Below are 19,015 nucleotides of genomic sequence, written 5' to 3'. Positions count from 1 at the left end.
AGACTGTCACTCCTTTAAATCTTCCAAATGTGGCATCAGCCATGAAGTGGAAATGTCGAAGAAAATAGGTTGGTGCTGATATTTATCCCCAGTAGGCAATATGAAGAGACAAAAAAATATGGATAAATTTGATTTGTTCACAACTTTATCCACAGCTTGTTGATAATTAAGAGAACAAACAAATCTATTCACATTCAAAAGTAATACCATCATAGCAAAACGCCCCTTATTTTTCAATGAGCAGGGCTATTTTATCCACAAATTCAAGCACTTGTGTACAATTATTAGGAACACCACTACATATTGTTGATAATTTGTTTACGGTTCGACACTTTACGCCAAAGGTTCGATAATTTTATACACAGGTTGTGCTCAACTGTGAGTAGTCGACTTTATTTTTTGATCACAGGTGGATAACTGTCATATCTTGTGGATTACTTTTTTCCTGGGGAGAGTTGTGGATAAACACCTGAGCTTGAGGGGGAGGAACAAGCCGGTTACTAGGTTGACTTTTGCTCATAAAATATGTTTAAATATATAAAGGTGTTTTCTGTAAGGATATGTCTCGATATATAAAAATGATAATTCCTGTAGATACTGTCCCTACTATAAGGACGGCTTAGTCCGTTTCTGCTTATATGACAGTAATTAAGTTCCTGTAAGGGAGGTGCAATTATGAGACCGACATTTAGACCAAATGTGAGCAAACGTAGTAAGGTTCACGGTTTCCGTAAAAGAATGAGCACGAAAAACGGCCGTAAAGTGCTGGCAGCTCGCCGCTTGAAAGGCAGAAAAGTTTTGAGTGCGTAAGTTAGGCCACTAAGGGACCACTGCGGTGGTCTTTTTTTACTGCTTTTTATTATTATTGCTCTGCAAAAGTCTAGGATCTCGCTTAATGCGCTAGCTACACTTTGCGGGGCTATTTAACGTATATTGAGAAATATTTTGTGAGAAGTTGAAATTATTTTTCCTACTATATATAGAAGCTTAATTTCAGCACAGCAAATGTGGTCGTTTATGGCTGCTTGCAAATGCCTATACTATTAGAAGAAAAAATTCGGAGGGACACTTAAACCGGATTTTTATGAAGGAGATTCCCGTGCACAAAAAGTTACGTTTACGAAACCGTGCCGACTTCAGTCGTGTATACCGCCATGGGAAGTCATTTGCGAATCATCAATTTGTAGTGTATTGGTTTGGCAAAAAAGAGGTAGAGCGATTTAGAGTAGGTGTGTCTGTTAGTAAAAAGGTCGGAAACGCGGTTGTCCGTAACCGTATGAGAAGATTAGTTAAGGAAATCGTCCGTCACCATGAACCTGAGATTGCAGGTGGCTTAGACATGGTGTTTATCGTAAGAAAAGGAGCGCTTTCCATGGAGTATGCAGAGCTCGAAAAAAGTGTGCTGCATGTGCTTCGTAAAGCCAAGCTACTCAAGGCTTCCCGCAAATAAAGGGTGCTTAAGAGGCTTGTTTATTTGTATTCATAATTATGGTATGATTTACGGTGGAATGGAATGTTTAAGAGAGGGGTTTTGAAGTGTCTCTAATGAAGACTAGACGAGGAAAATGGTTTCTCCTCATCACGGTAATGGTGTTGTCGTTAGCTGTTCTGTCGGGATGCGCTCCGTCGACTGCTGTCACGCACACTACGGAGGATTTGAAGAATGGAGGCTTCTGGCAAAGTAATGTAGTGTATTATTTCGCCATTGCCTTGGACAAGTTTGCAGATTGGTTTAACGGAGAATATGGTTTAGCCGTACTTGTGATGGTTATTATTGTCCGCACGTTGATTCTTCCGCTTACTATTAAACAGGTGAAGAGCTCGCGTGCAATGCAAGCCATTCAACCGGAACTCCAAAAGATCCAGAAAAAATATAAAGACACACCTGAAAAGGTGCAGCAAGAAACAATGCGTTTGTTCCAAGAAAATAAGGTTAACCCAATGGCGGGTTGTTTACCGCTGATCGTACAAATGCCTATCTTTATCGCTCTCTACAACTCGATCTACTATAATCCACATCTACGGGAGCATACCTTCTTGTGGCTGGAGCTAGGTAAACCGGATCATCTGTTTATCTTGCCAGTGCTAGCAGCATTAACAACATTTATTCAAACTAGAATGATGACCAAAATGAACCCAGTGCAACAACAAGGGCCAATGCAGTTCATGATGATGATCTATCCAGTTCTGATCTTCGTGATGTCGTACAACTTCCCTGCAGCCTTGCCATTATACTGGGTGTACAGTAACCTTTACACTATTATTCAGAACTACTTCTTATACCGCAACAACGATAAACACAAATTGGCAATCGCAAGTGCTGTAAAAAGTACAGATGACTCCAGTCCTGCTCCGAAGAGCAAAGGCGGCAACAAGTCATCGAAGGGAGCCAAAAAGTCAAAATGAGCAAAGTCGTCGCAACAGGGAAAACCATTGAAGAAGCTGTAGAACGGGGACTAACCCAGCTTGGAGTTCAAAAGGACCGGGTAACGGTCAACGTACTTGAGCAGCCATCAAGAGGATTCCTGGGATTGATCGGTGCGAAAGGTGCCAAGGTTGAACTAACCTTGATAGCCGAAGCCGCACCGGCATCAGCGGCGAGTGCTCCGTCACTGCCTCAACAGTCAGCAAGAGAGAGCAAACAGGAGGCCATCGGCGGTGTGCCACGCCAAGATTCCGGACAACCGGTGGAGGAAGCTTACCAAGAAGCCGTTCATTTCATTGTGGATGTCGCTAAGAGCATGGGGCTCGAAGTGGAGGTAGAAATCGTCCACACCAAGGAATCCACGATTCTGCAAATTTCCGGTCCAGATTTGGGACTGTTAATTGGCAGAAGAGGACAAACTCTCGATGCTCTACAGTATTTGGCTAATATTGTAGCTAACCGTTATTCCGACAGTTTTATACGGCTTGTGTTAGATGCAGAGAACTTCCGTGAGCGCCGTAAAAAAACGCTTGAAGAGCTGGCTGATCGTTTAGCCGGACGTGTAATTCGCACTCGTAAAGAGGTTGTATTGGAGCCAATGTCTCCTCAGGAGCGCAAGATTATCCACTCCAGGTTACAGGATCACCGGCAAGTGAGTACCCTCAGTAAAGGCGAAGAGCCAAATCGCCGCGTCGTTATAACCTTGAAGTAAAGACTATATGGATGCAATGACTCCTTGACCAATGTAAGGGGTCATTGTTTTTTTAAAAATAAAAGAACGTTTCTATTCAAAAAAATATAAGTTTTGGGGTGAAAAACAGCATGCTTAGTGACACCATTGCTGCCGTATCGACGGCATTAGGCGAGGGAGGAATTGCTATTATTCGGGTAAGTGGCCCACAGGCTATTTCCCAAGTGGCACCATTATTTCGTAGCCGAGTTCCATTAACTGAAGCGGAATCGCATACCGTTCATTACGGACATATCGTCAGTCCTGATAACGGAGAGAAGATGGAAGAAGTGTTGGTAACCGTTATGAAAGGACCACGTTCTTTTACGACAGAGGATGTAGTAGAGATCAGTGCTCATGGCGGTGTAATTTCTGTAAGAAGAGTGATGGACTTACTTCTGCAGCAGGAGATAAGGTTAGCCGAGCCGGGGGAGTTCACCAAGCGTGCTTTCTTGGGCGGACGTATCGATTTATCGCAGGCTGAGGCTGTTATTGATCTGATTCGCTCTAAGTCTGACCGGGCTTTTTCTGTAGCTTTAAAACAGGTTAGCGGATCCTTATCGGATCGAATTCATGCTTTACGCCATACACTTATTGAGATGCTGGCTCATATTGAAGTGAATATAGATTATCCAGAACATGATGTAGAATCCATGACAGCTGAATTTATTAAAGATAAAAGCAGTGAGGTTATGGAGGGAATCACAAAGCTGCTTAAGACATCTAATGAAGGAAAAATACTTCGTGAAGGGATTACGACAGCTATTGTCGGACGTCCGAACGTTGGTAAATCATCATTGCTAAACGCATTAGCGCGTGATAACAAAGCGATTGTAACAGATATTCCAGGAACAACACGTGATGTAATAGAAGAATTTATAACGATAAATAATATACCGCTTAAGCTGCTCGATACAGCGGGAATTCGTGAAACGATGGATGTTGTTGAGAAAATTGGGGTGGAGCGCTCCAAAGCGGCAGTTAGTGACGCCGACCTGATTCTACTTGTGCTGAATGCTAATGAAGAGCTGCATGAGGATGAATTGGCATTGATGGAACAAATCCACGGTAGACAGTGCCTAGTAATCATGAATAAAATGGACTTACCGCCCAAACTGGATAAGGATAAGTTGCTCTCATTTTTTGAAGAGTCTAACATTGTACCGATGTCCGTTCTGGAAGAGGAAGGTCTAGACAAACTTGAAGATGCCATTTCGACACTCTTTTTTGGTGGAAAGCTGGAATCGGGTGACTTGACATATGTGAGTAATGTGAGACATATAGCCCTGCTCAAAAAAGCCTATAAATCACTTCAAGACGCATACGATGCTGCAGAACAGTATATACCGATTGATATGATTCAAATCGATGTACGGCTCGCATGGGAACAGCTTGGGGAAATAATTGGCGATACTGCAGCTGACTCTTTGTTAGACCAAATATTCTCACAATTTTGTTTAGGAAAATAAGATTCACGATTTAATATAATTTCAAGGGGGAAACAGGACATGAGTTATGATGGAGGCAACTATGACGTTATCGTCATTGGCGCTGGTCATGCTGGCTGTGAAGCAGCACTGGCTGCAGCCCGGATGGGTTGCAGTACGTTAATGATCACAATTAACCTGGATATGGTTGCATTCATGCCCTGCAATCCGTCCATAGGCGGACCTGCCAAAGGACATGTAGTGCGTGAAATTGATGCGCTTGGCGGAGAAATGGGCCGCAATATAGATAAGACATTCATTCAACTGCGTATGCTGAATACAGGTAAAGGACCAGCAGTACATGCTTTACGTGCACAAGCTGATAAATTCCTTTATCAACATACAATGAAGGAAACTATGGAGAAAACGCCTAATTTGACACTTCGTCAAGGGATGGTTGAGCGTTTAATCGTTGAGGATGGACGTTGTGTAGGTGTAGTTACGAAGACCGGAACCGAATACCATAGTAAGACTGTTATCCTGACAACAGGTACTTACCTGCGTGGTAAAGTGATTATGGGTGAGCTAACATATGAAAGTGGACCTAACAATCAACAGCCATCCGTGAAGCTTTCTGAGAACTTACGGGAGCTTGGGTTTGAATTGGTTCGTTTTAAAACAGGTACTCCACCACGTGTACATCGTGATACGATCGATTTCTCTAAGACAGAAATTCAACCAGGGGACGATGAACCGAAATTCTTTTCGTTCGAAACGAAATCATCCGATAACGAACAGCTTCCTTGTTGGTTAACGTATACCTCTGAGGTTACTCATCAGATTATTAATGATAACCTTCATCGTGCGCCGATGTTCACAGGTATTATCGAAGGAACTGGCCCACGTTATTGCCCTTCTATAGAAGATAAGGTCGTAAGATTCAGTGATAAATCTAAGCATCAGATCTTTTTAGAGCCAGAGGGAAAAAATACATCGGAATACTATGTACAAGGTCTGTCCACTAGTCTTCCTGAGGATGTACAGCTAGCTATCTTACGTTCCATTCCTGGTATGGAAAAGGTAGAGATGATGCGTAACGGCTATGCTATTGAATATGATGCAATGGTTCCTACACAGCTATGGCCATCTCTTGAAACCAAACGTCTTCCAGGTCTGTTCACTGCTGGACAAATCAATGGCACTTCCGGTTATGAGGAAGCAGCAGGCCAAGGGGTTATGGCTGGAATTAATGCAGCACGCAAAGTGCAAGACAAAGAACCCGTAATCCTAGATCGTTCACAGGGATACATTGGTGTACTCATTGATGATCTCGTGACTAAGGGAACGAATGAACCTTACCGTCTGCTTACTTCACGTGCAGAATATCGTTTGTTGCTTCGCCATGACAATGCAGATCTAAGACTTACACCTATCGGTTATGACATTGGTTTGATCACACAGGAGCGTTTCGATAACTTCACAGATAAGAAAGAACGGGTGGAGCGTGAAATTGTTCGTCTGCAAGAAACAAAGGTTAAACCTGTTGATGTAAACCAAGTACTAGCGCAATATGAATCGGCACCTATTGTAGATGGCAGTAATTTGCTTGTTCTGATGCGGCGCCCAGAGCTTGTATATAGTTTTGTTGATCAAGTATCACCATCACCAGAGATGCTGGATGCAGAAATGAAGGAGCAAGTAGAAATCCAAATTAAATATGCCGGATATATAGAAAAACAACTTCAACATGTGGAGCGCCTGCAAAAGATGGAGAAGAAAAAAATTCCAGATGACATTAATTATAATGAAATCCATGGATTAGCGATGGAAGCGCGGCAGAAGCTGACTAAGATTCACCCGATCTCTATCGGGCAGGCTTCTCGGATTGCGGGAGTTACACCTGCTGATATTTCCATTCTTCTTGTATATCTTGAGCATTACAACCGGGTAACCGCGGCGAAAGGATAAGCTATGGATAATACGGAAGTTCAATTCACACAACTATTACAGGAACGAGGCATATCCCTTACAGCAGAACAGTTAGCACAATTTGATCTGTATTATAATGAACTCGTAACCTGGAATGAAAAAATGAATCTCACGGGTATAACTGAGCGAGAGCAGGTATATACGAAGCATTTCTATGATTCTATTTCATTAGCTTTTTTCCTTGATATTAACGAGATCACCAATCTCGCAGATATCGGTTCAGGAGCTGGGTTTCCAGGAATCCCACTTAAAATATGTTTTCCTCATTTGAAGCTAACGATTGTTGATTCGCTCAATAAACGAATTTCATTTCTGCAGCATGTAAGTACGACATTGGGATTAACTGATGTACAATTGATCCATGGGCGGGCAGAGGATGTCGCGCGCAAGTTCACTCATCGTGATGCCTATGATTTGGTTACAGCACGTGCGGTAGCAAGACTGTCTTTATTGAATGAATTTTGTCTTCCCTTCACACGCAAAGATGGGGTGTTCGCTGCAATGAAGGGCAGCGATCCTTCAGAGGAATTAAGCGAAGCTAAGTACAGCTTAAAAGAGCTTCGTGCTGAACTCAGCAAAGTGGAGTCGTTCAGCTTACCAGTGGAGGAGTCGGATCGACATATTGTTATGATCCGGAAGACAGGAGCAACACCAGCTAAATACCCAAGAAAAGCGGGAATTCCTGCCAAAATGCCATTGATGAAATAATGTTTCACGTGAAACATTGCCGATACTCAAAGTTCCTTTAGGAGCATTCTCTTTGAACAAAGGGAATGCTCTTTTTTTATGAAGATGATGATAACAAAAATCGATAAATATCAAATTAGATGAAAATTAGATTTATAAGCTGATTTGGTTGTTGCACCTGTAAAAATGCAGGAAAAATAGGTCTTTACGGAGAATATGATTATGTGGAGAAAAGTGATAGAATAGCATAGTAGACTTTAATTTTGTATATAACTCCTTCTCTGTACTCTTGTTCGAAAGAAGGAGAGATTATGATGCCTGTTCATTACAGGTAATTCCATAATATCAGAATGTTTTAGATTGCTGTACGATATGCTTTCCGTGAAGAAGGTCAAGAAGATCGTACTATAACGAAATTAGGTGGTTATGAACGGAATGAAAGAACAATTTACCAAGCTATTTGGGTTTAACGAGCGGAGCAGCGGAGAAGAAATCAAACAAATACCAGTTCATGAGGTCGTTAGCAGTCCTTACCAACCACGGACTATATTCGATGATGACAAAATTGATGAGTTATGTCAGACAATTAAAACTCATGGTGTCATTCAGCCTATTGTTGTACGTATGCGAGATTCCATATATGAGATCATCGCAGGTGAACGGCGCTGGCGGGCAGTTAAAAAGCTTGGTTTAGAGACGATCCCTGCTATTGTCCGTGAGTTCAATGATTCTCAGGCTGCATCTATTGCGCTCATAGAAAATCTACAGCGTGAAGGTTTGACCTCCATAGAAGAAGCTGTCGCTTATCAGAAGTTAATTGATCTTCATCAATTAACACAAGAAAGCTTAGCACAACGCTTAGGCAAGAGTCAGTCGACTATTGCGAATAAGATTCGTTTACTCCACTTACCTGAAGAGGTTAAGACAGCGTTGATGGAACGTCAGATTTCCGAAAGACATGCGCGTTCACTCTTATCACTGGATAGTGTGGAAATGCAATTAAAAGTTTTGGCAGAGATTATTGCAAAAGGATTAAATGTTAAACAGACGGAAGCTCGTATTGCTTTCTATAAACAAGTTTCGCAAACTAAAAAGTCAAAACGGGTCTCCTATACCAAGGATGTTCGTCTAGCTCTTAATACAATTCGTCAATCTATTGATATGGTGTCAGGCTCAGGTATGGAAATCAAAACGTCAGAAAATGACCGTGGTGACCATTACGAGATTGTAATCCAGATCCCCAAAAGATAAATTGTTTCAAAAGCTGAAGGCGGCCTTAAAGTGATTGGCCGCCTTTTGTGTGACTTAAACCAGGATGTATTGCTCAGTCCTGCATTTTAGAGTTTTAGCTCATATAAAGTAACATAGTTTGGCCGTTTGTACTTGCGATCTACGAGAAGATTCTTCCTAACTATTCGAGGTGAAATTAGTGTCCAAGATTATTGCCATAGCAAATCAAAAAGGCGGTGTCGGTAAAACAACATCCTCTGTGAACCTAGGTGCCGGTATGGCTACATTAGGAAAAAGAGTGCTTCTAGTTGATATCGATCCTCAAGGTAACACTACCAGCGGCGTTGGCATCAACAAGGCGGACGTAGCGAATTGTATATATGACATTCTCATTAATGAAGTAAATCCTCTAGAAACGATACTTGAAACTCAAAATGAAGGACTGCACATCATCCCGGCAACCATTCAATTAGCGGGGGCGGAGATCGAATTAGTATCAACGATTTCCAGAGAGTTGAAATTGAAAAAAGCCCTAAATGCGGTTAAAAATAATTATGACTATATCATCATTGATTGTCCTCCATCCCTTGGGATTTTGACGATCAATTCCCTTACAGCTGCTGATTCGGTAATCATTCCGATTCAATGTGAATATTATGCGCTCGAAGGGTTGAGTCAGCTTTTAAACACCGTGCGTCTAGTACAAAAAAATCTTAATCCGCATTTAAAAATAGAGGGAGTACTATTAACCATGTTGGATGCCCGTACGAATCTAGGGATCCAAGTCATCGAAGAGGTTAAAAAGTATTTTCAGGAAAAAGTTTACAGAACTATCATTCCTCGGAATGTCCGCTTAAGTGAGGCACCGTCTCATGGACAATCCATTATTACTTATGATCCTCGCTCAAAGGGAGCAGAAGTGTATTTAGAGTTGGCAAAGGAAGTGATTTCTTATGAGTAAACGTTTAGGAAAAGGTCTGGATGCTCTGATTCCTTCTTTATCTATTAATGAAGATGATAAGGTAGTAGAAATCCCATTAGCTCAATTACGGGCTAACCCTTATCAACCACGCAAGGATTTCAATGAAGAAGCAATCCAGGAATTGGCTGAGTCCATCAGACAACATGGCGTGATTCAACCGATCATTGTACGGAGTGTTTTGAAGGGGTATGAAATCATTGCCGGGGAACGCAGATTCCGGGCTTCGCAATATTGTGGTAAACCTACGATTCCAGCAGTCGTAAGAAATCTAAGTGATCAACAGGTAATGGAGATCGCCCTGATTGAGAACTTGCAACGTGAAAATTTAAACGCAATGGAAATCGCAGTTGCTTATCAAGGTTTGATGGATCAATTTTCACTCACACAAGAAGAGCTATCACTTAAAGTTGGAAAGTCCAGATCACACATCGCTAACTTCCTAAGATTGCTTACTTTACCGGAAGAAGTAAAAGAATATGTTTCACGTGGAACAATGTCTATGGGACATGCACGAGCTATTGTTGCCCTGAAAGATCCGGAAGTTATTAAACAATTGGCTGAACAATGCGTGGAACAGCAATGGAGCGTAAGAGAGCTTGAAGAAACAGTGAAAAATCTGGATCGAAAGCCAACGAACGGTACGAAGATTAAAGTTGTTAAACGTGATCCCTATATTGATAATGTAGAGGAAGTATTACGTGAACGGTTTAAAACAACGGTTAAGATAAAACAAGGTAAGGAAAAAGGGAAGATTGAACTGAATTACTACAGTGCGCAGGACTTAGAAAGATTGTTAGAATTATTGGGTAACTAAATGGGTATCTATGCCAAGAACATATCCTGAGCTATCCGTAATCGGATGAGTAGGGGTATGTTTTTTCAAAATATAAGGATGTATAAAGTGCAGCTGAATATTATCCTTATATTTTCTTCAGATAAGGTTATTATCAATAAAGGGCGACAACGTTGTTTCTTCTTAATGAAAAAGAGTATGAGACGAGGAGCGGGGTTATGGAAGACTTCGTATATTTGGATCATGCGGCTACGTCCTGGCCTAAACCTCCAGAGGTGGCAGCTGCGATGATGAATGCTTTGCAGTCGGGAGCAAATGCTGGCAGAGGGAATTATTCGCTGGCCATGGGAAGCGGACGGGTGTTGGTGAGAGCCCGGAGTTTGCTGGCGGAGTTGTTTGGGGTTTCTAATGCACAAGACATAGCGTTTACCCAAAACACTACGATGGCATTAAATATGGCGATTAGAGGTACGCTCAAAGCAGGGGATCATGTAATCTCTACAATGACTGAACACAATTCTGTGCGGAGACCTTTGGAATATTTGCGTAAGTCACTGGGGATAAGTGTTGATTATCTGAGGGTGGATCGAGCAGGGCAATTGGATTTGAACGAATTGGGCAAAACGTTTCGACCAAACACTAAAATGGTAATTTGTAATCATAGCTCCAACTTATTAGGTAGTATACTTCCCATTGGTGAAATCGGAGATCTAGCTAAAGCAAAGGGTGCTATATTTCTAGTGGATGCTGCTCAAAGTGCAGGCTCGCTTGATATTGATGTGAAAAAGATGAATATTGACTTATTAGCTTTTCCTGGGCATAAAGGATTGCTTGGACCACAAGGGACTGGTGGGCTCTATATATCACCTGAATTGGATCTTGAGCCCTTAATGCATGGAGGGACAGGCAGTCAATCTGAGAATAGTGAACAACCCTCTGTTCGCCCAGATCGGTATGAAGCGGGAACGCAAAATGCGGTAGGAATTGCTGGTTTACTAGCCGGTGTTCAAAAGGTAAAATCGATAGGGACAAACGTTATCCACGAAAGAGAGTGGAAGCTGACTCAACTGCTGATGGAGGGCTTGTCCCATATTCCAAACATTAAACTATTAGGGCCCACATTAGGGGCTCCGAGAACTGGAATTGTGTCGTTTGTAGTGGATGGGGAAGAATCGGCGAATATAGCCCACCGTCTAGATCGTGAGTATAAAATAGCCGTCAGAGCGGGTATGCATTGTACCCCACTGGCACATAAGGCTGTTGATACACTAGAAAGTGGTGCTGTTCGGGCGAGTGTAGGCGTAGATACAACAGAGCATAATATAAGCAGAATGCTAGCTGCTATGGATGAGTTATATGGCTGATGCCCGCAGCAGATAAATAAAAAGGATGGTCCATTCATGTCTGAAATGAATCAATTAATTAATGAACAGTTGCAGTGGTTTGTGTTTGGTTTCGTAGTAATTATGCTAGTATTGATAGTGACTGTAATCGCCCAGGGAGCTAAGCTGCGGACTATACGGCGCAAATATGAGGCCATGATGGCAGGAAGCGGTGTGGAGGATCTGGAAGGCCTTCTGGTTGATCTGAAGAACCAAAGCGACATGCTGGAAGAAGAACAACGTGAGCAAAAAGCGTTGATAGAAGCTACCCAAGTCAAAATCCGCGGCATGAAGTCAAATATCGCTCTGAAGCGTTATAATGCCTTCGGTGAACGTGGTAATGATTTGAGCTTCTCGGTGGCTTTTCTGGATGACGATAGCAGTGGCATTGTATTAACCAGCCTTCATAATCGTGAGAACTCATATATTTACTCCAAGCCTATGCAAAATGGGGAATCACAATATGCCTTATCGCCTGAAGAAAAAGAAGTTATAACTCTCGCGTTGCAGCAGAAGTAGCATGCAGGTTCCATTGTTTTAAAGCAGAATATAGACTTGTAGCGATAATATCAGATAATCGCATGACTAGACTTAGCCGTGTATTCTGCAATACGAAATACTCCATAAAGCCGCCGACATTAACGATTCCAGTCAAATGGATATCTCCAACCGGCGGCAATTGTTTATTTACGCCAGCTCCTGGTCTGAGGGGACCTTCAACGACTTGGATGCAGCCAACACTAGTAGAGTGACCTAAGCAGGCATCTATTCCGATGACAAACGGGTTATTATATTTCTCATTAATTAGAGACAAAGTCTCTTCAAGATTGACGGCATGAACCGGTTCTTCAAGGGTACCGTATAAATGAAACAATGGACTATGAAAACGGGATAAGGCAGTACCAACAAGAGGACCGAGAGAATCTCCGGTGGAGCGATCAGTGCCTACACAGATGACGATAATTTGAGTCTCTGGACGCGTGCGTGAAAAGTGAAAAAGTAGCCGATGAGTAATTGCGGAATAGATATCGGGATCTGTATGTGATATTTTTAAACAGGACGTTTCTTGCGCTGCTGTAGCCTTGGATAAGGAGTTCATACCATCTTCCTTTCTAAAGGTGATTCTATTTGTTGGTATCTAGTATATGGATAGAAGAGGGGTTTTATACTCCAGCAGCAAGAGATAGGACGATAAACCTATGGAGAGGCTTGACGTATATGCAGGATGAGATGTTAATAGCGTTTGACTCCACCCAGCAGGCGCTTCGTGCTGAAATGCTGCTTGAGTATGCTGAAATAGAAATTGATATATTTCCAACTCCGAAGGAGATCACCGCAGGCTGTGCAATTTCAATTCAGTTTTTTCAAAATGCGCTGGAAGAGGTAAAAAGAATTATAGTTGAGCAGGAAATAGAAATACGCGGCATCTACGGAAAACACAACGAGAACTACATACTGATTTAGGGGTAGGGAGGAGTACATGCGATGAATATGTGGATACTGGAGGCTGATACACCCGGTGCGGATACATTAAAAGATGCCATTCGCTTTAAAGATAAGGTGTGGAATTGGTTTACCGATGCTGATATGTGGGCGGATGTATTATTTGCGGGTCTACGGATTCTTGTTATTTTTCTCTTAACCCGGGTTATTATTAAAATTGTTTCTAATATTATTGATCGTTCGCTTGAGCGTAAAACCGGTGGCAGACTTCTGTCCAACACACGAAGGTTTACTACGGTTGGGGAATTGATGAAAAATGTAGTGACAGTTATCTGTAATTTTGTGATGATCATGCTCGTGCTTTCTGAGTTCCACTTCGATTTGGCACCATTGTTGGCTGGAGCGGGTGTGCTTGGTCTAGCAGTGGGTTTTGGGGCACAAAGTTTGGTGAAGGATGTTATTACAGGTTTCTTTATTATTTTAGAGGATCAATTTGCAGTGGGTGATGTAATTCAAACGGGGACCTATAAAGGAACGGTAGAATTAATCGGACTGCGAACAACCAGACTGTTAAGCACAACTGGAGAAGTATTTATTATCCCGAATGGATTAATCACGAACGTAACCAATTATTCTCTCTCGAATGCATTGGCTGTAGTTGATGTTCCTGTAAAAATGGAGCGGAGCTTGGAGGCCACGCTAGGTTTGATTGGAGAAGCGCTAAAAGGAATAGAAGAGCGTAACTCTAATGTTCTTGCTTATCCTAATGTGCTCGGTATACAGTCCATGAGTACTTCGGAATATGTAATTCGTATAGCGGCTAGCTGTTTACCTAATGCAAAAGAGGTTGCGGAGAGACAGATTCAGAATGATATTAAGCAGGCACTAGAGAAACTAAGCAGTCTAGAGCAGGCCCAAGCTGCTCAAGCCGAAGAGGAAGCGCGTTTGAAGGCAGAAGAAGAAGAAGCAAAGGCTGAAATTGAACTGGCAAAAACAGAAAATGAGCAGGAAGTATCGGATACGCCTGACACTGGATCAAGACGCCAAATCGCAGCTACACAAGAGGGGAAAAAGGGGGAAGGGTAGTGGAACGTAAAGTTTTTCAGCTTGGAGATATTGTACAGATGAAGAAACAGCACCCTTGCGGTTCTAATGAGATGGAGATCATTCGTATGGGGATGGATATCCGCATTAAGTGTACAGGATGTCAGCATAGTGTTCTGATTCCCCGGGCGAAATTCGAGAAGAATATGAAGAAGGTACTGCGTTCTGCAGAGGGAAATACAGACAATAATTAAGCTTGCAAATGGCATGTCTGCATGATACAATTATTTTTGCTGCGGAGAGGTACCCAAGAGGCCCAAGGGGGCTGACTCGAAATCAGTTAGGCGTGTCACAGCGTGCGTGGGTTCGAATCCCACCCTCTCCGCCACTTCAGCATAATATAACATTTTAATGAATCCTTCGTTCCTGTAACGGAGGTTTTTTTGTGTCCACTGAGCTGTTTGCAAAAGATCATAACATGCAAAAAGAAGGGCCCTTTCGGGTCCTTCTTCAAGAGGCAGTACATCAATGATGTTGGAATTTCTCTGTATATAGCGACTAAAGTGATTTAGGCGTTGCTGAGGTTACTGCTTTTTAGACAATAACCCACTACTATTCCCAGCTAACAATAGATGCTGAATCAGATATCCTGTGATTGTGTTCGTCTACGACGGCCAACGGAACCACACCTCTCTTTTGTACTGCCTGAGTATAGTATGTGTAATGTCGTTTTTTTTATACACATTTATTTTTATTTAATGTACACGTGCTTTTTCAACCTTTTTCCACTTCCGATTTTTGTTACTGGTCTCGGGGAAGGTGTCTCCTTTTTCCATTTTAATATGCTGTGGATTCTGAATTTCGGTATGGAAGCTTCGCGCTTCACCTACCTCTGTATACATGCCTGGATTGGGGGCCTTGTCGCCTTTTTCATATTCTGTCTTTTCGCCCATCATTATCGCTCCTTCCTTAAGTGCAGATGAATTCACCGATTATTGTGCGCAGGTAGGGTTTTTTTCATGTAAAAAGAGGGTGGAAGGTTGTCCGGTATTAATATTGCTTGCACTCTGCTGCTCGTTTTGGTATATTAATCAGGTGCGAGTCTATGTTTGTGCTCGTTCCTTGCTCCTGACGTGATTAGGGGCCTCAGACCATAAGGAGGTGAAAATTATGCGCAAATATGAAGTGATGTACATTATTCGTCCTGACATTGAACAAGAAGCTGTTCAAGCAGCAGTCGATAAATTCCAAGGCATCATCTCCAATGGCGGGGAAATTACAAAGCACGAAGTGCAAGGTAAACGCCGTCTTGCGTATGAGATCAAGAAATTCCGTGATGGCGTTTATGTTTTGGTTAACTTCAATGCAGAACCTGCAGTAGTTACTGAATTAGAACGTCTTATGAAGATTTCTGACGAAGTTATTCGTTATCTCATTACGAACGACGTTGCTTAAGATCTTGACAAGCTTTGTAATGAATCGCTCTAAAGGAGGGGACCAGAATTGTTGAACCGTATCATTTTGATCGGACGGTTGACCCGTGACCCGGAACTTCGTTATACTCCCGCTGGTGTTGCCGTAACTCAATTTACGCTTGCCGTAGATCGTAACTTTACGGGCCAGAACGGTGAACGTGAGGCAGACTTCATCCCGGTTGTTACCTGGAGACAGCTAGCAGAAACCTGTGCCAATTATTTGCGCAAAGGTCGTCTGACAGCAGTGGAAGGACGCATCCAAGTGCGGAACTATGAGAATAACGAAGGTAAACGTGTATACGTAACTGAAGTTATTGCTGATAATGTTCGTTTCCTGGAATCTTCACAAAGCCGTGAAGGTGGAAATACTTCAAGTGGTGCAAGTAGTATGCCTGAAGAGCCAGCATATGGTGGCGGTGGTAACGCTGGACGCGGAAATAACAACAATAATTTCTCGCGTAACAACAATACTCAAGATCCTTTTTCGGGCGATGGTAAACCGATTGATATATCGGATGATGATTTGCCATTTTAATTAGGAAGGACTGAAAAGAATATGGCTTTTAAACCAAGAGAAGGCGCTGACAACGACAAAAGACCAGCACGTCGTGGTGGACGCAACAAGCGTAAAAAAGTTTGCTTTTTCACTGTGAACAAGATTACTCACATTGATTATAAAGATACTGAACTTCTTAAGAAGTTCATCAGCGAACGTGGAAAGATTTTGCCACGTCGTGTAACGGGTACAAGTGCAAAATACCAACGCGCTCTTACCATTGCTGTAAAACGCTCGCGTCAAATCGCGTTGCTTCCTTACACAACGGAATAGGACGTTTTATAGAAGCAGTCGGGAAACCGGCTGCTTTTTTGTTGTGAAAAGCCAGCGTGTGGATTACGTTGACGTTCCATCTGGAATGTGTTAAATTACAGCTATCCTATAACAAAAGGGGAAATATTGATGTTGGTGACCGTTCTTAACTAGCAATTTCATAACACTGGATTAGGAAAGCTTTAGCAGGCTCGTCTTTTGGCGTTTACGTGCTCTATTTGAGTTCGTTTCGCGCAGAGGTCTGTTGTTCCTAACAGTGGATGATTTAGTTAAGAACACACGAAGCGTCATATGGCCTCTTTACGGCTGTTGTTCTCTTTGTAATTAACCGTGCTCTTAGAGCACGGTTTTTTTGTTTTTCGGCCACCCTGGCTTTTATGGGGACCTTAAGACGCCAGAGAACAATAGCTCAAAAAGAAGGGCAAGGACTGCCATAGTGGCATTCTTTGTCCTTTTTGCGTTAGGGAGATTTAGTTCCAAAAAAGTTAGATCAATAAGGAGGATTTGCTGTGAATTTACAAAGTCTAAACACGTTGGAATACGAAATTATTAAAACCGAGCTTAGCCGTCATGCGGTATCTTATGTAGGAAAGAAAACTGTAGAAGAGCTTATGCCTATGACCTATTTACCTTCGATTCAAAGAGCGATGGAGGAAACGTCTGAAGCTAAAGAACTGCTCGAGCGGGGGTCCAGTGTACCGATTCCTTCATTGGAGGGGATTGAGTGGATCATGTCACTAATGGGGACTGGATATTTGTACAGTGAGCAAGACTTCACTGCAGTGGCTACATTTCTAAAGAGCTGTAGTCAATTGCGCAAATATATGGCTTCTAAAGAGCAAAGTGCTCCCCGGATTGCTGCTTATGCTTCCTCGCTGCTGGAATTAAATCATGTGCGGGAAGCAATTGATCGTTGTATCCGCTTTGGGGCGATTGATGATGGAGCTAGTAAGGGGTTAGAGCGGGTTCGTAAACGGATTGGCGTAGCTAAAGAACGTCTTCATAAAAAAATTGACGGGATCATGTCGCGCCATCAATCGATTTTGCAAGAGAATATTTATAGTCAGCGTGGTGGACGTTACGTTATCCCCGTAAAGCGGGAGTATCATAAGCAAATAAAGGGATCGGTACTTGATCAATCCACAAGTGGACAGACGGTGTTCATCGAACCAGATGAGATCGCCTCCATGCAGATTGAGCTGGATTTGTTATTAGGAGAAGAGGCGCGTGAAGAAGCTGTGATCCTCAGTATGCTGACCAGCATGGTAGAACAGGAACAAACTGCACTGCGCCTAAATATCGAGGTTACAGGTACCTATGATTTTATTTTTGCCAAAGCAAAATATGCACGAACGCTGGGAGCATCTGAGGTTACTCTAAATGATAGGGGTTTTCTAAGGATGAACGGAGGCAGACATCCCATGCTGCAGGGCATGATTCCAATTAGCCTGGAGATAGGGAAGGGATATAGATCCCTAATCATTACAGGTCCAAATACAGGCGGGAAAACGGTGGTGCTCAAGACCCTCGGGCTGCTGACCCTCATGGCTCAATCCGGGCTGTTGATTCCGGTCGAGAAGGGGAGTGAGTTTACGGTCTTTACGGATGTGATCAGTGTAATCGGAGACGGACAAAGTTTGGCCCAATCACTGAGTACATTTTCGGCACAAATGAAGAGTATTGAGGGAATGCTGAGAGATGCCTCTAAAGGGGTGCTGCTGCTCATTGACGAGCTGGCGGCAGGTACAGACCCTGGTGAAGGAATCGCCCTCTCAATCGCCATTCTGGAAGAGCTGAGCCGTAAAGGGGCCAATATTATCGTCACAACCCATTTTAATGAGCTAAAAGCCTTTGCCGCTGCGACAGCCGGTTTTCAAAATGCACGAATGGAATTCGACAAAGAAACGCTGCAGCCGTTGTATCGTCTGACTATCGGAGAAGCGGGGGAGAGTTACGCTCTGCAAATTGCCAAAAAGCTGGGTATCCAGGATAACGTTATCAAGCGTTCGTGGGAGATCGTTGAGGCGCAGCAGCAAAGGCTGCAGAAAGGTGATGGGTCGGCATGGGCAAGTCTTTTTAGCAAAGAGGGGGAGAAAGGGAAGACTGCACCTGTTATAGAGGATTTTGAAAAAGAAGAAAAGTCTGCGGAATCACTGAGCGATAAGGAGAAGCAGACCCAATATGAAATTGGTGATGCCGTCCTTGTAACTTCACTGGGGCGGATAGGCATTGTTTATGAGAAAAAAGATCACTTAGGAATGGTCGGAGTGATGATCCAGAAGCAAAAAATGCGGATTAATCATAAACGTTTAAAGCCATATCTATCCAAAGATGAGCTATATCCTGAGGAATATGACTTTGATATAATTTTTGAGAGCAAGGATACCCGTAAAAAGCGGAAATTGATGCAGCGTAAGCATGTCGAAGGCCTGAGAATTACGCATAAGGATGAAGAATAATGTAATAAAAGGATCTGCCTATGAGGTAGGTCCCTCTTTTTTTATAAATACTATGAAATATGCGTAAATTCAAGCAGGAGTATAGGCCTAAAGCTTAGAAGTTATTGTAACCATTCTAAA

General features: G+C 42.7%; 21 protein-coding genes and 1 tRNA gene. 20 read left to right on the top strand and 2 right to left on the bottom strand.

What is annotated here, in order from left to right; translation table 11 throughout:
• Window positions 1–675 precede the first annotated feature (675 nt).
• The 12 genes from rpmH (at window position 676) to MHH46_RS31730 (ending at window position 12,164) form a co-directional block, all read left to right on the top strand.
• Window positions 676–810: a 50S ribosomal protein L34 gene (gene rpmH / locus MHH46_RS31785; protein WP_036677745.1), complete on the top strand. Its 135-nt coding sequence runs from the start codon at window positions 676–678 to the stop codon at window positions 808–810.
• A gap of 289 nt (window positions 811–1,099) precedes the next feature.
• A complete protein-coding gene (gene rnpA / locus MHH46_RS31780) occupies window positions 1,100–1,450 on the top strand; it encodes a ribonuclease P protein component (protein ID WP_036677842.1) in 351 nt (116 codons plus the stop codon).
• A gap of 86 nt (window positions 1,451–1,536) precedes the next feature.
• The gene (locus tag MHH46_RS31775) at window positions 1,537–2,406 is read left to right on the top strand and encodes a YidC/Oxa1 family membrane protein insertase (protein ID WP_036677747.1); all 870 of its coding nucleotides are present in this window, start codon (window positions 1,537–1,539) and stop codon (window positions 2,404–2,406) included.
• Window positions 2,403–3,137: an RNA-binding cell elongation regulator Jag/EloR gene (gene jag, locus MHH46_RS31770; RefSeq protein WP_036677749.1), complete on the top strand. Its 735-nt coding sequence runs from the start codon at window positions 2,403–2,405 to the stop codon at window positions 3,135–3,137. Before MHH46_RS31775 ends, jag begins: the two co-directional genes overlap by 4 nt.
• A gap of 110 nt (window positions 3,138–3,247) precedes the next feature.
• Complete coding sequence (mnmE, locus tag MHH46_RS31765) at window positions 3,248–4,624, top strand: tRNA uridine-5-carboxymethylaminomethyl(34) synthesis GTPase MnmE (RefSeq protein WP_076124328.1); 1,377 nt, start codon at window positions 3,248–3,250, stop codon at window positions 4,622–4,624.
• A gap of 39 nt (window positions 4,625–4,663) precedes the next feature.
• Entirely contained in the window at window positions 4,664–6,550 is a 1,887-nt protein-coding gene (gene mnmG, locus MHH46_RS31760) for a tRNA uridine-5-carboxymethylaminomethyl(34) synthesis enzyme MnmG (protein WP_036677754.1), read from the top strand.
• Between the two features lie 3 nt (window positions 6,551–6,553).
• On the top strand, window positions 6,554–7,279 hold the full coding sequence (rsmG, locus tag MHH46_RS31755) for a 16S rRNA (guanine(527)-N(7))-methyltransferase RsmG (RefSeq protein ID WP_076181706.1): 726 nt from the start codon (window positions 6,554–6,556) through the stop codon (window positions 7,277–7,279).
• Between the two features lie 414 nt (window positions 7,280–7,693).
• The gene (noc, locus tag MHH46_RS31750) at window positions 7,694–8,509 is read left to right on the top strand and encodes a nucleoid occlusion protein (RefSeq protein ID WP_036677760.1); all 816 of its coding nucleotides are present in this window, start codon (window positions 7,694–7,696) and stop codon (window positions 8,507–8,509) included.
• A 178-nt stretch (window positions 8,510–8,687) separates the two neighbouring features.
• Window positions 8,688–9,449, top strand: a complete 762-nt coding sequence (locus MHH46_RS31745) for a ParA family protein (RefSeq protein ID WP_036677762.1) — start codon at window positions 8,688–8,690, stop codon at window positions 9,447–9,449.
• Window positions 9,442–10,284, top strand: a complete 843-nt coding sequence (locus MHH46_RS31740; RefSeq protein ID WP_036677764.1) for a ParB/RepB/Spo0J family partition protein — start codon at window positions 9,442–9,444, stop codon at window positions 10,282–10,284. Before MHH46_RS31745 ends, MHH46_RS31740 begins: the two co-directional genes overlap by 8 nt.
• A gap of 197 nt (window positions 10,285–10,481) precedes the next feature.
• On the top strand, window positions 10,482–11,627 hold the full coding sequence (locus tag MHH46_RS31735) for an aminotransferase class V-fold PLP-dependent enzyme (RefSeq protein WP_076191457.1): 1,146 nt from the start codon (window positions 10,482–10,484) through the stop codon (window positions 11,625–11,627).
• Between the two features lie 36 nt (window positions 11,628–11,663).
• On the top strand, window positions 11,664–12,164 hold the full coding sequence (locus MHH46_RS31730; RefSeq protein ID WP_076191460.1) for a DUF4446 family protein: 501 nt from the start codon (window positions 11,664–11,666) through the stop codon (window positions 12,162–12,164).
• On the opposite strand, the gene yyaC is transcribed toward MHH46_RS31730, so the two are convergent.
• Window positions 12,136–12,744: a spore protease YyaC gene (gene yyaC, locus MHH46_RS31725; RefSeq protein ID WP_076191462.1), complete on the bottom strand. Its 609-nt coding sequence runs from the start codon at window positions 12,742–12,744 to the stop codon at window positions 12,136–12,138. The genes MHH46_RS31730 and yyaC overlap by 29 nt on opposite strands.
• Before the next feature lie 119 nt (window positions 12,745–12,863).
• On the opposite strand from yyaC, the gene MHH46_RS31720 reads away from it, so the two are divergent.
• The 4 genes from MHH46_RS31720 (at window position 12,864) to MHH46_RS31705 (ending at window position 14,520) form a co-directional block, all read left to right on the top strand.
• Window positions 12,864–13,109, top strand: coding sequence for a DUF3343 domain-containing protein (locus tag MHH46_RS31720; protein WP_076124321.1), 246 nt, complete (start codon window positions 12,864–12,866; stop codon window positions 13,107–13,109).
• A 21-nt stretch (window positions 13,110–13,130) separates the two neighbouring features.
• Complete coding sequence (locus MHH46_RS31715; RefSeq protein ID WP_076191465.1) at window positions 13,131–14,174, top strand: mechanosensitive ion channel family protein; 1,044 nt, start codon at window positions 13,131–13,133, stop codon at window positions 14,172–14,174.
• On the top strand, window positions 14,174–14,386 hold the full coding sequence (locus MHH46_RS31710) for a DUF951 domain-containing protein (protein ID WP_036677772.1): 213 nt from the start codon (window positions 14,174–14,176) through the stop codon (window positions 14,384–14,386). Before MHH46_RS31715 ends, MHH46_RS31710 begins: the two co-directional genes overlap by 1 nt.
• 43 nt (window positions 14,387–14,429) lie before the next feature.
• Window positions 14,430–14,520: transfer RNA gene (locus MHH46_RS31705), tRNA-Ser, on the top strand.
• Between the two features lie 367 nt (window positions 14,521–14,887).
• On the opposite strand, the gene MHH46_RS31700 is transcribed toward MHH46_RS31705, so the two are convergent.
• Window positions 14,888–15,085, bottom strand: coding sequence for a YjzC family protein (locus tag MHH46_RS31700; protein WP_036677774.1), 198 nt, complete (start codon window positions 15,083–15,085; stop codon window positions 14,888–14,890).
• Between the two features lie 217 nt (window positions 15,086–15,302).
• On the opposite strand from MHH46_RS31700, the gene rpsF reads away from it, so the two are divergent.
• The 4 genes from rpsF to MHH46_RS31680 all read left to right on the top strand — a co-directional run bounded on the left by rpsF (window position 15,303) and on the right by MHH46_RS31680 (window position 18,895).
• Window positions 15,303–15,587: a 30S ribosomal protein S6 gene (gene rpsF / locus MHH46_RS31695; protein WP_036677776.1), complete on the top strand. Its 285-nt coding sequence runs from the start codon at window positions 15,303–15,305 to the stop codon at window positions 15,585–15,587.
• A 48-nt stretch (window positions 15,588–15,635) separates the two neighbouring features.
• A complete protein-coding gene (ssb, locus tag MHH46_RS31690) occupies window positions 15,636–16,142 on the top strand; it encodes a single-stranded DNA-binding protein (protein ID WP_036677780.1) in 507 nt (168 codons plus the stop codon).
• A 21-nt stretch (window positions 16,143–16,163) separates the two neighbouring features.
• Window positions 16,164–16,436, top strand: a complete 273-nt coding sequence (gene rpsR, locus MHH46_RS31685; RefSeq protein ID WP_036651767.1) for a 30S ribosomal protein S18 — start codon at window positions 16,164–16,166, stop codon at window positions 16,434–16,436.
• A gap of 509 nt (window positions 16,437–16,945) precedes the next feature.
• Window positions 16,946–18,895 (top strand): endonuclease MutS2, encoded by a 1,950-nt coding sequence (locus MHH46_RS31680; RefSeq protein WP_076191468.1) that lies wholly within the window; start codon window positions 16,946–16,948, stop codon window positions 18,893–18,895.
• Window positions 18,896–19,015: the final 120 nt, after the last annotated feature.

This window comes from Paenibacillus sp. FSL H8-0175 (assembly GCF_045040615.1).
Classification (GTDB): domain Bacteria; phylum Bacillota; class Bacilli; order Paenibacillales; family Paenibacillaceae; genus Paenibacillus_AQ; species Paenibacillus_AQ odorifer.
Note: the sequence above shows the minus strand (reverse complement) of the source record. Positions and strands in the feature narration are given on the sequence as shown.

Excerpts from the sequence above, each read along its gene's own strand:
- rpmH (WP_036677745.1), top strand. The coding sequence starts at position 676 with ATGAGACCGACATTTAGACCAAATGTGAGCAAACGTAGTAAGGTTCAC.
- noc (WP_036677760.1), top strand. The coding sequence starts at position 7,694 with ATGAAAGAACAATTTACCAAGCTATTTGGGTTTAACGAGCGGAGCAGC.
- MHH46_RS31740 (WP_036677764.1), top strand. The coding sequence starts at position 9,442 with ATGAGTAAACGTTTAGGAAAAGGTCTGGATGCTCTGATTCCTTCTTTA.
- jag (WP_036677749.1), top strand. The coding sequence starts at position 2,403 with ATGAGCAAAGTCGTCGCAACAGGGAAAACCATTGAAGAAGCTGTAGAA.
- rsmG (WP_076181706.1), top strand. The coding sequence starts at position 6,554 with ATGGATAATACGGAAGTTCAATTCACACAACTATTACAGGAACGAGGC.
- rpsR (WP_036651767.1), top strand. The coding sequence starts at position 16,164 with ATGGCTTTTAAACCAAGAGAAGGCGCTGACAACGACAAAAGACCAGCA.
- MHH46_RS31735 (WP_076191457.1), top strand. The coding sequence starts at position 10,482 with ATGGAAGACTTCGTATATTTGGATCATGCGGCTACGTCCTGGCCTAAA.
- MHH46_RS31715 (WP_076191465.1), top strand. The coding sequence starts at position 13,131 with ATGAATATGTGGATACTGGAGGCTGATACACCCGGTGCGGATACATTA.
- yyaC (WP_076191462.1), bottom strand. The coding sequence starts at position 12,744 with ATGAACTCCTTATCCAAGGCTACAGCAGCGCAAGAAACGTCCTGTTTA.
- mnmE (WP_076124328.1), top strand. The coding sequence starts at position 3,248 with ATGCTTAGTGACACCATTGCTGCCGTATCGACGGCATTAGGCGAGGGA.
- rpsF (WP_036677776.1), top strand. The coding sequence starts at position 15,303 with ATGCGCAAATATGAAGTGATGTACATTATTCGTCCTGACATTGAACAA.
- mnmG (WP_036677754.1), top strand. The coding sequence starts at position 4,664 with ATGAGTTATGATGGAGGCAACTATGACGTTATCGTCATTGGCGCTGGT.
- MHH46_RS31730 (WP_076191460.1), top strand. The coding sequence starts at position 11,664 with ATGTCTGAAATGAATCAATTAATTAATGAACAGTTGCAGTGGTTTGTG.
- MHH46_RS31700 (WP_036677774.1), bottom strand. The coding sequence starts at position 15,085 with ATGGGCGAAAAGACAGAATATGAAAAAGGCGACAAGGCCCCCAATCCA.
- MHH46_RS31720 (WP_076124321.1), top strand. The coding sequence starts at position 12,864 with ATGCAGGATGAGATGTTAATAGCGTTTGACTCCACCCAGCAGGCGCTT.